This window comes from Methylolobus aquaticus, assembly GCF_054172105.1.
This window is the reverse complement of the sequence record NZ_JBSYXP010000007.1, coordinates 166,024-180,798: the sequence shown is the minus strand read 5'-3', so window position 1 is coordinate 180,798 and position 14,775 is coordinate 166,024. Positions and strand designations below refer to the sequence as shown.

Genomic DNA, 14,775 nt, shown 5'->3' with positions numbered 1-14,775 from the left:
AACGAGCATTCATGGGGCCTCGTACTATTCGCCGATGGGCGAAGGCGCCCGCGGTGGCGGCCCTGCATCGCCACACCCTTCCGCTCCAGCCGGCGGCCTTCGGACTGTCGTCCTTGCATACCGCCCAGATCGCCGGTCTGCCCGTCGAGCAGGCGCTGGCCAGCCTCAGCAGCTCGCCCGACGGATTGAGCGAAAGGGAAGCACAGCGTAGGCAGCGTGAGTTCGGCCCCAACCGGCTTGAGGCCGTTCGAAGCACGCCGCTGTGGATGCGCTTTGCGCGCGAATTCAGCCATTTCTTCGCGCTGATCCTTTGGGTCGCCGCGGGGCTGGCGTTTTTCGCCGAAAATCTGGATCCCGGTCAGGGTATGCGGCAGCTGGGCATCGCGATCATCGGCGTCATCCTGATCAATGGCGTGTTCTCGTTCTGGCAGGAATACCGTGCCGAGCGGGCGCTGGAGGCGTTGCGCCGGTTGTTGCCGCAGCGGATCAGAGTCTTGCGTGATGGCCAAGTGCAGGAACTGGGCGTGGAGTCCCTCGTTCCCGGTGACATCCTCCTGCTCGAGGAGGGCGACAAGGTGCCGGCCGACTGCCGGCTGATCGAGGCGTTCGGGATAAGGGTGAACGCCGCGACGATTACGGGTGAGTCGCTCCCGAAAGCACGCAACGCGGAACCGGATCGGAACGATACGCCGCTCACGGCCAGGAACCTGGTACTTGCCGGGACCACCGTCGTTTCCGGCCTGGCGCGGGGCGTGGTGTTCGCGACCGGCATGCACACCGAGTTCGGCAAGATCGCCCACCTGACCCAGAGCACCGGCGAGACGCCCTCGCCCCTGCAGCGGGAAATCGCGCGTCTGTCGCGCCTCATTGCCATGATGGCCGCCGCCTTGGGCCTTGCGTTCTTCCTGATCGGCCAGACGATCGGTCTGCCGTTTTGGGACAACTTCATGTTCGCCATCGGCATCATCGTCGCGAACGTGCCGGAGGGCCTGCTGCCCACGGTAACGCTCTCGCTGGCCATGGCAACCCAGCGCATGGCCAGGCGCAACGCGCTGGTGCGGCATCTGCCAGCCGTCGAAACACTGGGCTCGACCACGGTGATCTGCTCCGACAAGACCGGCACGCTGACCCAGAACCGAATGACGGTGAAGCGTCTTTTTGCCGACGACCGCTTCCATGAACCGGACGTGGGCAGCGCAAGCGCGCCGGCGGTCGCGAGCCTCTTGGCGCTGCTAAGGACTGCCGCCGTCTGCCACGATGTGCATCGGGTGGTCCGGAACGGCATGGCGGAGCTGCGCGGCGATCCGATGGAAGTCGCCTTGGTCGAGCTGGCAGAGCGCCGTGGGCTGAGTCTGGACGTTGCCCGACGGCTCGCCGAATTGCCCTTCGACAGCGAGCGCAAGCGGATGTCGGTGGTCGGCGAGGAGGACGGCACGCGCATGCTGCGTTGCAAGGGTGCGTTGGAATCGCTGCTTTCCGTCTGCGATCTCGTCCAGTGCGGCGGAGGGGAGCAGCCGCTCGATGCCGCCAGCCGCGCACGCTTGTTGGCTGCTCAGAACGCAATGGCTGCTTCGGGCTTGCGCGTCCTTGCCTTTGCCTGCCGCCGGCTCGAGTCGGGCGAGGAACCGCGGGAGGAGCACCTGACGCTGTGCGGACTGGTCGGTCTGGAGGACCCGCCCCGACCGGAAGTCGCGCCGGCGATCGCGCGCTGCCGCTCCGCCGGCATCAAGGTTGTCATGATTACCGGCGACCATCCCGCAACGGCCGTGGCGATCGCCCGCGAAATCGGCTTGGTGCGGGGCGCTACGCCGGTCGTACTGCGCGGCGACGCCCTGCCGAAGATGACCAAGGCCGAGTTGCAGCTGGCGCTGGATGCGCCGGAGATCCTGTTTGCTCGCGTTACCGCCGAGCAGAAGATGCTGATCGTGCAGGCCTTGCGGCGCAAGGGGGAGATCGTCGCCGTGACCGGCGACGGAGTGAACGATGCGCCGGCCCTGAAAGCGGCGGATATCGGTATCGCCATGGGTATCACCGGCACCGACGTGGCCAAGGAAGCGGCCGACATGATCCTGCTCGACGACAATTTCGCCAGCATCATCGGTGCCGTCGAAGAGGGGCGCGCGGTGTTCGAGAATCTCCGCAAGTTCCTGACCTACATCCTGACCTCGAACATCCCCGAGTTGTTGCCTTACCTGGCCTTCGTGCTGTTCAAAATCCCGCTGCCGCTCACCGTGATCCAGATCCTCGCCGTGGATCTCGGGACGGATATGCTGCCGGCGCTGGCCCTCGGCGCCGAGGCACCGCACGCCGGTTTGATGCGGGAGCCGCCGCGGGCGCGCACCGAGCGCTTGCTGCACTGGCCGCTGCTACTGCGGGCCTATCTGTGGTTGGGCGTGATGGAGGCCGCGATCTCGCTGGCCGCCTTTTTTCATGTGCTGGGGGAAGCGGGCTGGCGTTATGGCGAGTCGTTGGACCGGCACGATCCCGTTTACCTGCAGGCGACCGCGGCCTGTCTCGCGGCCATCGTGCTGGCCCAGGTCGTCAATGTGTTCCTGTGCCGCCATCCTCGGCACTCGGTAGTCCGCTTCGGCCTGATGAGCAATCCGCTGCTGTTGTCGGGCATCGCGCTGGAACTCGGGCTGATACTGCTGATCGTCTACACCGAGCCGGGTAATGCCCTGTTCGGCACGGCGCCGCTACCCGGCAACTGGTGGCTCTGGATCCTGCCTTTCGTCGTAGCGATGGGGCTGGCCGATGAGGTGCGCAAGCGGCTGATCCGGCGTTTCAAGTCCCCATGACAGCGGTATCAGGGATGGCAGCCGGCACGGAGGATTGTGAGAACCACGGTGACATGGCCCAATGCATCAGCAGGGCTGACGGGAAGTCGCCCGACCGAGCCGAAGCGAGTCAAACTCGGATTTTCAACCCAGTAGGGAGCACGCCATGACTGACAAAAAAACGCTGACCACCACCGCCGGTTGCCCGGTCGTCGACAACCAGAACGTGCTGACTGCCGGTCCGCGCGGACCGCAGTTGCTGCAGGACGTGTGGTTCCTGGAGAAGCTCGCCCATTTCGATCGCGAAGTGATTCCGGAACGCCGCATGCATGCCAAGGGTTCGGGCGCCTATGGCACGTTTACCGTGACGCACGACATTACCCGGTATACCCGAGCGAAGCTCTTCTCCGAGGTCGGAAAAAAGACCGAGCTGTTCGCTCGCTTTACCACCGTGGCCGGGGAGCGCGGTGCTGCCGATGCCGAGCGCGACATCCGCGGCTTTGCGTTGAAGTTCTACACCGAGGAGGGCAACTGGGATCTGGTCGGCAACAACACGCCGGTGTTCTTCCTGCGCGACCCGCTCAAGTTCCCCGACCTGAACCATGCCGTGAAGCGCGATCCGCGCACCAACCTGCGCAGCGCGAAGAACAACTGGGATTTCTGGACCTCGCTGCCAGAGGCGCTGCACCAAATCACCATCGTGATGAGCGACCGGGGCATTCCGGCGAGCTACCGCCATATGCACGGTTTCGGCAGCCACACCTTCAGCTTCATCAATGCCCGCAACGAACGTCATTGGGTGAAATTCCATTTCAAATGCCAGCAGGGCATCCGCAACCTGAGCGACGCGGAAGCCGAAGCCATCATCGGCAAGGACCGCGAAAGCCATCAGCGCGATCTCTACGACAGCATCGAGCGGGGTGACTTCCCACAGTGGACGCTGAAGGTGCAGATCATGCCTGAAGCCGATGCTGCGAAAGTGCCCTATCACCCCTTCGACCTCACCAAGATCTGGCCGCATCAGGACTATCCGCTGATCGACGTCGGTGTGATGGAACTGAACCGCAACCCGGAGAATTTTTTTGCCGAAGTCGAGCAGTCCGCGTTCAACCCGGCCAATGTGGTGCCGGGGATCGGCTTCTCGCCCGACAAGATGCTGCAGGGCCGGTTGTTTTCCTATGGCGATGCGCAGCGCTACCGCCTCGGGGTGAACCATCACCTGATTCCTGTCAACGCACCGCGGTGCCCGGTGCACAGCTACCATCGCGATGGCGCGATGCGCGTGGATGGCAACTTTGGTGGCGCCGTGGGTTACGAGCCGAACGAAGAGGGTGAATGGCAGCAGCGACCGAGCTTCGCCGAGCCGCCGCTGAACCTGGAAGGCGCGGCGGATCATTGGGATCATCGCGTCGACGAGGACTACTACTCACAGCCCGGCGCATTGTTCCGCTTGATGACGCCGGACCAGCAGCGCGTGCTGTTCGAAAACACCGCGCGCTCCATCGGCGAGGCACCGCGCCCGATCCAGCTACGCCACATCCGCCACTGCCTGAAGGCCGACCCGGCTTATGGCGAAGGGATAGCCGATGCGCTGGGCATCGCGCTGAGTGAGCTTGCTGACTGAGCGAGCCTCTGGCTCATCCTGCAGGCCGGGTGCCGCTGGGTCAGCGCGGTGCCTGGCCGGTCGCAGGCGACGTCAAACAAATGGGGCGTGGGCTGCCACGGTATACCGAATGCTTCCTGCCAACGCGCGCGAACAAGGGCGGTATGTGCAACTCGGCGCGGCGCTTCCCTCCTCTGGAACGGGAGACCTCGGATCCCGCCGTCTCACGGAGAGCGAAACCCGTGCTGTGGCGCCGGCAGCGACAACGCGCTGCGGTACCGCGGACTCCCTGATCCGTGGTCAGCCGGCGCCGATGCGCCAAGCGAGCAGGACCGCGCCGGACACGACCAGGCTGACTACGGTCACCGGTACGCCCACACGGGCGTGTTGGCTCCAAGTGATGATGACGCCTCGCCGGGCGGCCGCGTCCATCACGATGATATTGGCGATGCTGCCCACCACCAGCAGATTACCCGCGAGGGTGCTGGCGATGGCCAGCAGCGCCCCGTCCGGAGGTGAGGCGATCGGCAGCAGCAGCATCACGGCCGGAACGTTCGAGACCAGGTTGCTGAGCAGGAACGTCATTCCGAATAGCACCGCCGGCTGGCGCAGATCGAGTCCGTATGCTGTCAGGTCGGCCACTGCCTGCTCCGGCAGACCCGTTTGCTCAAAGGCGTGATTGACAATGAACAGGCCGATGAAGAGCAGCAGCACCTGCCAGTCCACCAATCCGAGCATCTGGCGCGAATGAAGTTTACGGGATAGCAGTAGCAGACCCGCTCCGCCCAGCGCGACGATCTCCCGTGGCCAGTCGGTCAGCAGGAACAAACCGAACAAAGTCCCGGCGACGGTGAGCCCTTTGGTTGCCTGCCATCGGTCCAGGGTGTGAGACGAGGCGGTCCCGGCCTCGGCGCTCGGCTCCGTGCCGTGCCGACCTTGCCAGCGTCCGCGCCAGAGCCAGCCGATGATCACCCAAACCATGATCAGTCCGCCCACCACCGGAACGGCCGCTTCCTGAGCGTACGCGACGAAGTCCAGGTGCAGCCGTGCGCCGATCAACATGTTCTGAGGGTTGCCGATCAGCGTGGCTGCCGAGCCGATGTTGGCGGCACAGGCCAGCGCCAGCAGGAACGGCACCGGGTCGAGGCGGCGCAGCAGGCAGACATCGATCAGGACCGGAGCAATCGACAGACACACGACATCGTTGCTGAAGACGGCCGCCAGCACCCCAACCACCCCGATCAGCGCGGCCAGAAGACCGGGCGGCGAGGCCCGCAATTTCCCGAGTTTCCAGGTGATCCAGTCGTAGAAGCCGCCCAGCCGTAGCTGCGCCGAGACCACCATGAAAGAGAACAGCAGAATCAGCGTGGGCATGTGCACGGCCCGTCCGGCCTCGGCCTCACCGATCGACTCGGTGACCAGCAGGGCGATGGCCCCGAGGAGCGCGATCCCGGTCCGATCCAGTTGCAGGAACGGCAGCCCGCCCAGCAACATGCCGAGATAGACCAGAACGAAGACGACGATGACGGTGGTCAAGGCGGAAAAATCCTCGGGCACGGAGGGCGCCATTCGAGCAGGAACCCGATGCTAAATGCAAACGGTGCGGCTGTCTGATCGCGTGGTCGGTATCGCCGCGCAGTCGCGTTGAACAATGGCGGCATGGAGGGATTCAAGATCCTGTTGTTCCGCGCCCCGAGTGAGCAGGACCTCGATGAGGGTCGGTCGGGTTGGCAGCGGCGTTGGCCTTCTTCAGCCGATGGGTTTGGCTTGAGACGAGTGGCGCATGACCGTGTCCTCAGCTACGGAAAGATTCCAAACGTAGTCTCGCTCTGGTCCGATCACGATTACCGATGGAGTCGCTCACCCAACCAGCCGAATCGCACACGCTCCTGCTCCAGCCGTAAACGGGGTTGAATGCGGTCGAAGCGCAGTTCGTCGTAGAGCGCGCCTTCCTCAGACGTCAGGCGTGACAAGTCGTGGCGCGCGGGTTCGGCTTCCTCGCCCCAGTACGAGCGATGTGCGAGCAGCGTCTCCCGGTCCATCAGGAACGATGCCGCATGCGGAAAATGGCCGCGTAACTGGTCGAGGATGGCGAAGCCGTGGGTGTCGATGTCGCCCCAATAGTGCAGATGGCAACGTTGCAGCCACGCGGCGCGCGCCAGGGCCTCCCAGCCGTAGCCGGCGCCGAAGACGACGATGGCTCGCTCGATCGGCGGGAAGGCGAGGAAGTTGGTCTCGTTCTCGGTGATGAATACCCGCTCGATGGGTAGCGCCAGCGTGGCGAAGCTCACCGCGTCCAGGGCGATATCGGGCAGCCCCTGACAACCGGGCAGGCTGGGCAGCACCGGGTCGAGCGGCCGGAAGCGGATGCGAACCGGCTTGTCCCGGAAGCCGTAACGGCGGGCGAACTGCGCCGTGCCGGTGGCCAGGGTGTCGATGGCTTCGGGTGGCAAGGCCAGATCCAGCAGTTCGGTCAGCACCCCCCGGTGGGCTTCGATGAACTTGCTGTCCACTCCCGGCGCGTCCACCTGGCGCAGGTACACGCCCGGACGAGGGTGAGCCTGCAGCCACTCGACGACGGACAACAGACGTCCCCATCGGTCGATCAGTTCCAGCGCCTGAAGCGGGCGCCTGTACAACCAGTCGAGCAGAGCCGGCTGCGCGGCGGCGGTGTGCTGCCACAGAGCCTGGAAGCGCTGAGCCTGCCGGGTTTGCCCGATAAAGGCCCATGCCTCCCGTGGTGAGTCGAGCCAGACGGCCGCCGGCAGCCGCTGCAGACCCTGCACACGATGATTCCACTCGCGCCAGTCGATCCGCACGTGAGGGGTATCGGCCACGGCGCGCACCCAGGCTCGCACCGCTTCGAAGCGGTCGCACAGATCGGCCGCGCTTGGTGCCCTCAAGGTCAGGCGCAGCGGAAAGGGCACGGCATCCGAGACCGCGGCACGCAGCAACTCGCCGCGATCCCACAAACGCTGAACCTGCGCGCGCAGGTCTGCCGGTGTGGTCCAGTTCACCGCGATGCGCCGGCTCCCGCGGCCTTCTGCGCCCGGTATTCCTCAATGGTCAGGCAGCGCAGCCGCGAATCCCGCCCGCCCTCGTTGTGCACGAAGCCCACGCTGGCCACGAAGGGCTCGATGATGTGGATCTTCTGCAGCGGCGTCACGATCAGCAGTTGCAGGTTGAGTTGCTGGAACAGGCGCAGCCCGTATTGGGCCGATTCGTCCGACCCGCGCCCGAAGGCCTCGTCGATGACCACGAAGCGGAACGATCGCGAGCGCACGGCGCCCCATTCCAGCCCGAACTGGTAAGCGAGACTCGCCGCCAGCACCGTGTAGGCCAGCTTTTCCTTCTGGCCACCCGACTTGCCGCCGGAATCGGAATAGTGCTCGTGCTCGGCGCCATCGGCGCGCCAACGCTCGCTGGCCGAAAACAGAAAACCGTTGCGCACGTCGGTGACTTTGGCCGTCCAGCGCCGGTCGGCATCCGCGAGTCCCTCGCGCCCTCGGAAGCGGTCGATGATCGCCTTGACCTGCAGAAACTTGGCTTCCGAATACTGCTCGTCGGCCGAGCCGGTGAGGGCGCCCTCGGTACAGGCGCGCAGATCCTGCTGGAAATCGCGGATCTCGGCATCCGGGCTGGGTTGCGCCACCAGCTTGATGTAGCGGCCAGGGTTGTAGTCGATCGCTTCGAGCGATTGGTTGATGAAGGCGATACGCTCCCGGATTGTTTCGCGCTCCCGCGCGAGTTGGGCATTGAAATTGGCGATTTCGTTGATGGTGTTGACGTTGAGCAGTTCTTTGAAGCGTGCCTCGAAGCGCGGCAGGTCATCGCGCTGCAAACCTTCCAGCAGACGTTCGTATTCGCCGAGCGCCGCCAGGCTCGCGTCCATCTCGACGGTCTCGGCCTTGAACTCCTCCATGAAGCCGCGCATGGCATTGACGATGCGCTCCGTCAGGCGCGTCAGGCGCTTGTCCTCGGCGTCGATGCGGTCCTGCAGCCACTTGCGCAGTTCCTGTTCGCGGTTGTCGCAGGATTCCACCGACAGCTGATGCTCGCCCAGCGCCTCGGCGCGCCAGCCTTCGAGGTAGACGATCCGGGCCTCGGTCAGCGGCATCGCCTCACAGACAGCCCGCGCCTGATCCCGCAGTTCCTGCGCCGCTTCGCGCTTGCTCTTGAGCTCGCCGCGCCTACCGAGTGTCTCGGTCAGCCTGGCCTCGGTTTCGGCCAGCCCGTCCCGTGCCGTTTTCAGCTGCCGGCCCAACTCCTGCAGGGCATTCGATGCGGACTCCAGGCGCTGATGCTCGGCGGCGAGCCCCGCGATCTCGCGAGCCAGACTCTGCCAGTCGATATCCGCATAGCGGGTGAACTCCTCCAGCCGGGCCAGCGCGTCCAGTCGGCCGCGAAGTTGCTGGCGCGACTGCTGGATGTCGCTGATGCCTCGTGCCAAGGCGGCCAGCTGCGCTTCCAGGCGTTCGCGCTGATCGAGCAGTGCGCGCAGCTTGTCGGCGTTGCTCCAGCCCAGCACATAGCGTCTGCGGTCGTCGATGCGGCTGCGGTCGTCCTTTTCGTGGCGTCCCGTCGGCTCCTTGATTTGCCCGGCGCGCGTGATCGCGCGGGCCTCGCGGCGGAACTGCTCGGCGCTGTCGCAGCAGGCCACGTCAAAGCGCTGCCGAAGCTCCTGCTCCAGCCACTCGACGTGGGGCGAATCCGGCTTGATGGCGAGCTTTCTGACCAGCGACTGCGGATGCAGGCCGGCAGCCTGCATCGCTTTCCTCGGTCGGACGTGAAAGTAAACCAGACGCGCGCCCAGATGCTGGCGGTCCACCCACTCCGCCACCGCCCGGTAGTGCGCATCGGGCACCAGCAGCGCGAGGCCGAAGCCGCGCAACAGCCGCTCGGCAGCGCCTTCCCAGTCGCGCTCGTCCTCGCGCACCTGGATGAGCTCGCCAGCGAAAGGCAGTTCCTCCTCGTCGATCGACAATGCGGCGCACAGCGCCTCGCGGATACGGATCTGGGCCGCGTCGATATTGCTCTTGCGGCGCTGCAGGCTGTCGATTTCCTCGGACAGAACCGCATGCTCCTCGCGCCCCTTGCGGAAGGCGAAGTCCTCCTCGCGCTCACGATTGTCCAGGTCGGCGATGCGCTCCCGCAGGGACTCCGCGCGGGAGGCAATCGCCTGTTGCTGAGCGATAAACCCCGCCTCATCGGATGGCGGTGGTTCGTCGATGCGGGCGAGCAATGCGGTATGGCGCTCCGCCTTCTGCTGGCGCTGGGTCTTCTCGGACTCCTTGCGGCGGATCTCGACCGCCAACTGTTCCAGCCGGTCGCCGCCGTTGTCGCGGAGCGCGCGTTCCAGGTTGCCCACCTCGTCCCGGCCGCTGTCGCGCTGCGCGGTCAGGCGTTCGATCTGGGCTTCCAGGCGGGCGGCATCCTCCGCCAGCAGCGTCAGTCTGCGGTCCAGGAGATCGCTCTTGAGCCGGGCGAAGTAGGGCCTCAGCGCGTCACGTCCGTCGCGAAGATTCTGGATCTCCGCGGCGAGTTCGGCGTGGCGCTGGCCGTCGGTCACCAGTGGTACGAGCAGATCGACCTGGCGCTTGGCCCTCAGCACGGCCTGGTGGGCACGGTCGAGGTCGTCGAAGTGACGGATCAGCGCCTCGATGCGCTGTCCTGAGTCGAACGGCTCCAGCATATGGCTGCGCACGAAGTCGGTGAGATTGCCCACCGACTTCATCGACACCGTCTGGTGGAACAGTTCCAGCGCCTGCTCGTGCTCGATGCCGTAGCGCCGGCGAAACCAGGCGCCGTAGGGCGGGAAGCTGTCGAACAATTCGCAACCGGAGGCCCGCAGCCTCTTGCGCAAGGCGGTGATGTCGCTGCCGAATGCGGAGAAGTCTTGGGCGATGCTCATGGCCCGTTCGGCCGCCACGAACAGGCGCGCCGGCTGACCCTGCGGATCCTTCAGCCAGAACACCTGGGCCAGCGTCACCGCCAGATCGTAGCCCTCGTTCCGGAACACGCCCAGAATGACGGAGTAGCTGGACGCATCGCGCAGTGCCACGGGTCGGGCCGTGCCCGTGATCTCGTTGCGCTCGCTCTTGTAGTGGCCGAGCACATAGGAACGCAAGCTGCGCTCACGGGCATCGGCCCCCGCCGCCTTGTTGTAGGCCACCCGATGCGCGGGGACCAGCAGGGTCGTGATGGCGTCGACCAGCGTGGATTTGCCCGAGCCGATGTCGCCGGTGAGCAGGCCGTTACGGCCGTCGAGTTCGAAGCGCCAGACGCGCTCGTCGAAAGTGCCCCAGTTGAGCACCTCCAGCCGCTGCAGCCGAAAGCCGACCCGGGTGTCGTCGGCCACGAAATCGAGGCCAAACGTCGGTGCCTCAAGCATCGACCGACCCCTCGGTCTGGGTCTGGCCGGCCGACGTTGAGCGGTAGACCTCCAGTCGCGCGTCGAAATCGGCCAGCCATTGAGCATCGACGAAGGCCCTGAGGATGCGCCGAACCTCCAGATGCCCCCGTTCCTGGCTACTGCCCGCGGCGGGTTTGAGGCGGCGCAGGAAACCCAGCTCGACCACCTTGGAAATGGTCGCGTCCACCTGATCGACCAGCCGGGCCTCGTTCGTCCCGTCGGGCAGGAATACCCGCATCAGATCGGCGATCTCGTTGCGCGACAGCACGAGTCGCGTGTCGCCGCCACCGGCATCGAACTCCGCCATCCGCTTGCGCAGCAGCGCCAGCATCAGGCTCACCGGATAGGACAAAGGTCGGCGGGCGACGAGCCGCGGCATGCGTGGCGCACCCTCGGAGTCGTCCGGGTCGGGACGGCTCTTGAGGAACGCATAGCCTTCGGCCTCGTCCAGCACCAGGTCGAGCAGCAGCACCGCCGCCTGCTCCCGTACCCGCGGCTGCAGGCGCAGCAAGCAGGCCCACAGGCGCTGGTCGTCGTCGCGGTAGAGCACGCCTTTGAGCAGGAGCACCATGAGTTGCGACAACTCGGGCACGGCTTGCAGAGCGCCGGGCTGGGTTTCGACGGCAGGGTAGTCGGGCGCCGTGTCGTTCATCTTCGCCTTTTCGCTTCTGTCTTCAACGCGTGAAGATTACCCGGGGCAGGTGTGCCACGCGTTCAACCGGCTCACCCTCTGCGCTGCAGGCTTCCCAGCGGACCGGTTCCTCCTCGGCTTCGTCGACGACGGCCCGCAGGCCATCGAAGGCATCGCTGCCATGTCCGGCATGGGCCAGCTCCAGATAGGCCACCAGCTCGGCCAGGCCTTGCTGCAAGGGTTCGGCGGCCAGTAATTCGCGCAGCGTGATCTGCGGCTGGTGCCGTAGCGCATGCTGGACAGCCGCTCGCAGACGCGCCTTGTCGACGACGATCTGGTCGAACAGGCGAGCGGTGTCGATGTCGTCGTCGCCCGCAACCAAGGCCAGCTCGGCCAGGCGCGGCTTCGTGCTCGGGGTGAACAGCGGACGCTCCAGCGGCAATTCGACGTCGGCGCTCATCGCATCGATGGCCATCACGCCGGCAGGCGGCGGGGAGTCGCGCAGCGCCAGTGCCTTGCTCTCGATGCCGTGCAGCAGCTCAAGGATGCGGCGGTTCTCCAGAAAGGCCCGATCGTCCAGAAAGCGGCGCAACTGCTGGGATAGTTGGGCTACGGTGCGTTGCGTGTGTTCCCCGGCTTCCATCCAGTCGTGGTGCACGCGGCGGGTGCGGGGATCGGGCTTCAGCGCCGCGACGGCCGGCAGGGCCAGCACCTGATCGAGCCGTTCGGAAAGCGCCTCCTGCCTCCGGCTCGACATCAGGAAATCCCAGAAGGCGCGAAAGCTGCGGCCCTGGTCGGAATCACCGATCGCGTCGCGCTCGCCCATGATCTCGTCGAGCAGCGCGCCCTTGGCCCCTTCCCACAGCGCGATCTTCTCGCGCACCTTGCGGTCGAGTTGGCGGAAGTTGTGCTCCACCTCCCGGAAGTCGGCCAGCAACTCGCGCGCCAGTTGCTGGAATTGCTGGAAGCGGTCCTTGACCGCCGTGTCGTCCAGCAGCGGCACGTCACCGGCCAACACACGGGCCATTTCGGCATTGAGCGCGTCACGTTTCTGGCGTAGGTCTTCGACCCGCTTGGCCGGGTCCGCCTCGGTGCCGGCGCTGATCTGCTCCAGCAACGCGAACAGCGTCAGCAAGCGCGACTCGGTGCCCACGAAGGGGCGCTCGGTGAGTGATACCAGCCAGGCGATGGCCTTTTCGGTGGCTGGTGTCAGGTCGAACTGCGCTTCGTCCGTACCCGGTTTATAGAATTTGCGCAGCCAGCTCTTGTCGGGTGCGGCCCAGTCGTTCAGGTATTCGGAGGCGCGCTTGGGATAGGCGTCGGCGCCGAGCTGCTCACGCAGCGCATACAGTTCATCCTCCAGCGCCTCGGCCAGATCCGCCTCGCTCATCACCCGGACATTGGGTACTACGAACACCCGGTGCAGGAAGCTCGCCGCCAACGGCGCGTGCGGTGAGGCCAGGAGCCGCCAAGCCGGGTGGCGGTCACGCAGGGTGGCGAGGGTGGCATGGTCCATCGGCGTGTATTCTAGCCGGGGATCGCGCGAGTGCGGGTTTGAAAAGCCAACCGGGCTCACCCCGGGAGCGACGGACACGGACGCCGGAATCGCAAAGGCCGGCTCGAGATCGCTACCAAAACACTCGGGACCGCCGAGTCCTGGTGGCACTCGTGACTCAAGCGGCGATCCCCAACCACGGCTCGCGCCGCGCGGGATTGCGTCCGTCGTTCACGCGTATCCGCCAGGTCCGGCCATCTCGAATGGATCCTCGTCCGCCGGGCCACGCGGAAACACCAACGCCTCCGCGGTCAAAAAGTCCGGGCGTATGCCTGGCTCGCTCGTGTGAGGCGGGATCGACCGACTCACCCGCGGTGGAGAGGGAAAACCAGAGCGACACCTCGGTTTCGGTTGAGCACGAAAAGGCGACAGTTCACCCGAAGTCCAACAAACCGCTGGCGTGGTCGCCGTTATACCCGGTCGTGATGCCCCTGTCGGGACGCAGGAACGCCTGGATCGCACGCATGGCTTCCGGTTCAGACAAGGTTGGTGCATGACCGACACCCGGCACCTCGACAACTTCGAGATCGGGTTTGATGCGCCGCATCTCCGCGACACCCGCCGGTGTGAGGATGTCGCTGTCCGCGCCGCGCACGACGAGCACCGGGACGCGGGCCAGTGCGGCAAAGAGCGGCCGCAGATCGGGCGCGGGACAAGCCGCCGAGGTGGCCAGGGCATTCGCGATGGCCGGGTCATACGCAAACTCCACCCACCCGTCGCTGCGGTCTCGCCCCACGCGGCGGGCAAATCGCTGCCAGAACGCCTCGTCCATCCCGGGAAAGCACGTACCTTGTGTGTGTTCGACCGCCTCGGCCAGTGCCCTCCATGAAGCAAAAGGCCCGGTGTTTCCGACACCGGCGACGATACGCGCGAGTCCTGCAGGATTGAGCACCGGCCCCACATCGTTCAACACGGCGGCACTGACAAGCTGTGGCGCGGTGCCCGCCAGAATCATGGTGATGAGCCCGCCCATCGAGGTGCCCACGAAGACGCACGGGCCCGTCTTCAGCGTATCGAGACAAAAGGCGATATCGTCGGCGTAGGTCGGCAGCATGTAGCGTCGCCACTGCGGATCCTTGTCGGATCGCCCGCGTCCGCGCATGTCCAAGGTCAGCACGCGATGCCCGCTTGAGGCCATCGCAGGTGCGAGGTCGTCAAAGTCCGACGAATTGCGTGTCAGGCCGTGCAAACACAGGAGCGTGCGTCCTGACCACTCCGTCTGCGGGACATAGTCACGCGCATAGATCAGAAGACCGTCCGGGACACGGATCCGTCGTTCCCCGTAGCTGGCCGAACCATGGCTGTGCCCAGTGATTGGCAAGTTGGACTTCAGTTGGGACCGCGACCAGTCCGTGCGGACTGATCGCAGCTCGTCGCGTTGGCCAGGCCCGTTGTCTCCTGTCGGATCGGGTTGCTTCCGGGAAACACGCACCAGAGCATCCTTTGGTGTGGAAGAGAGAAACCCGGGGATGCACTCTTACCCCGCGTCGCATTCAGGGAGGATAGCACTGATACCTCGGTTGGCGGGTTGGTAAGGAGACTCCGTTTACCAAGGCCTGTCGGAAATGGGCAAGCAGGCCGAGCGGCTTTCCGACCAGCGCGGTGAGGGAAACCCTTAGCCATGGCCGTCCCGGCCTAGTTGTGCGCCGGTTAAACCGAAAGCCATTCTGCCACATGCCACGGGATCAGATGTCTATCACGTCTGATCTTGGCGATACATCCGCCTTTCTAAGGGGCGCCCTTATGAGCGATAGGGTTCGATCCGATTGGCGGGATATTTCGATGTCCCCATGGCTC

At 65.4% G+C, this 14,775-nt stretch carries 8 protein-coding genes; 2 read left to right on the top strand and 6 right to left on the bottom strand.

Annotation, left to right across the window (positions count from 1 at the left end; translation table 11 throughout):
• Positions 1-11 precede the first annotated feature (11 nt).
• Positions 12-2,798, top strand: coding sequence for a cation-translocating P-type ATPase (locus ACW73L_RS11595; RefSeq protein WP_498922137.1), 2,787 nt, complete (start codon positions 12-14; stop codon positions 2,796-2,798).
• Positions 2,799-2,943: 145 nt separating this feature from the next.
• On the top strand, positions 2,944-4,401 hold the full coding sequence (locus ACW73L_RS11590) for a catalase (RefSeq protein WP_498922136.1): 1,458 nt from the start codon (positions 2,944-2,946) through the stop codon (positions 4,399-4,401).
• Between the two features lie 279 nt (positions 4,402-4,680).
• Here the strand turns inward: ACW73L_RS11590 and ACW73L_RS11585 are convergent, their stop codons facing one another.
• From ACW73L_RS11585 to ACW73L_RS11560, 6 genes are all read right to left on the bottom strand, one after another.
• Positions 4,681-5,916 (bottom strand): anion transporter, encoded by a 1,236-nt coding sequence (locus ACW73L_RS11585; protein WP_498922134.1) that lies wholly within the window; start codon positions 5,914-5,916, stop codon positions 4,681-4,683.
• A 308-nt stretch (positions 5,917-6,224) separates the two neighbouring features.
• A complete protein-coding gene (locus ACW73L_RS11580; RefSeq protein WP_498922133.1) occupies positions 6,225-7,397 on the bottom strand; it encodes a DUF3322 domain-containing protein in 1,173 nt (390 codons plus the stop codon).
• On the bottom strand, positions 7,394-10,771 hold the full coding sequence (locus ACW73L_RS11575; RefSeq protein WP_498922131.1) for an ATP-binding protein: 3,378 nt from the start codon (positions 10,769-10,771) through the stop codon (positions 7,394-7,396). Before ACW73L_RS11575 ends, ACW73L_RS11580 begins: the two co-directional genes overlap by 4 nt.
• A complete protein-coding gene (locus tag ACW73L_RS11570; RefSeq protein WP_498922129.1) occupies positions 10,764-11,444 on the bottom strand; it encodes a DUF4194 domain-containing protein in 681 nt (226 codons plus the stop codon). The genes ACW73L_RS11575 and ACW73L_RS11570 overlap by 8 nt, the downstream gene beginning before the upstream one ends.
• 22 nt (positions 11,445-11,466) lie before the next feature.
• Positions 11,467-12,939, bottom strand: coding sequence for a DUF3375 domain-containing protein (locus ACW73L_RS11565; RefSeq protein ID WP_498922128.1), 1,473 nt, complete (start codon positions 12,937-12,939; stop codon positions 11,467-11,469).
• A 412-nt stretch (positions 12,940-13,351) separates the two neighbouring features.
• Positions 13,352-14,299 (bottom strand): alpha/beta fold hydrolase, encoded by a 948-nt coding sequence (locus ACW73L_RS11560; RefSeq protein WP_498922127.1) that lies wholly within the window; start codon positions 14,297-14,299, stop codon positions 13,352-13,354.
• Positions 14,300-14,775 lie beyond the last annotated feature (476 nt).

Excerpts from the sequence above, each read along its gene's own strand:
- ACW73L_RS11590 (WP_498922136.1), top strand. The coding sequence starts at position 2,944 with ATGACTGACAAAAAAACGCTGACCACCACCGCCGGTTGCCCGGTCGTC.
- ACW73L_RS11570 (WP_498922129.1), bottom strand. The coding sequence starts at position 11,444 with ATGAACGACACGGCGCCCGACTACCCTGCCGTCGAAACCCAGCCCGGC.
- ACW73L_RS11595 (WP_498922137.1), top strand. The coding sequence starts at position 12 with ATGGGGCCTCGTACTATTCGCCGATGGGCGAAGGCGCCCGCGGTGGCG.
- ACW73L_RS11565 (WP_498922128.1), bottom strand. The coding sequence starts at position 12,939 with ATGGACCATGCCACCCTCGCCACCCTGCGTGACCGCCACCCGGCTTGG.
- ACW73L_RS11575 (WP_498922131.1), bottom strand. The coding sequence starts at position 10,771 with ATGCTTGAGGCACCGACGTTTGGCCTCGATTTCGTGGCCGACGACACC.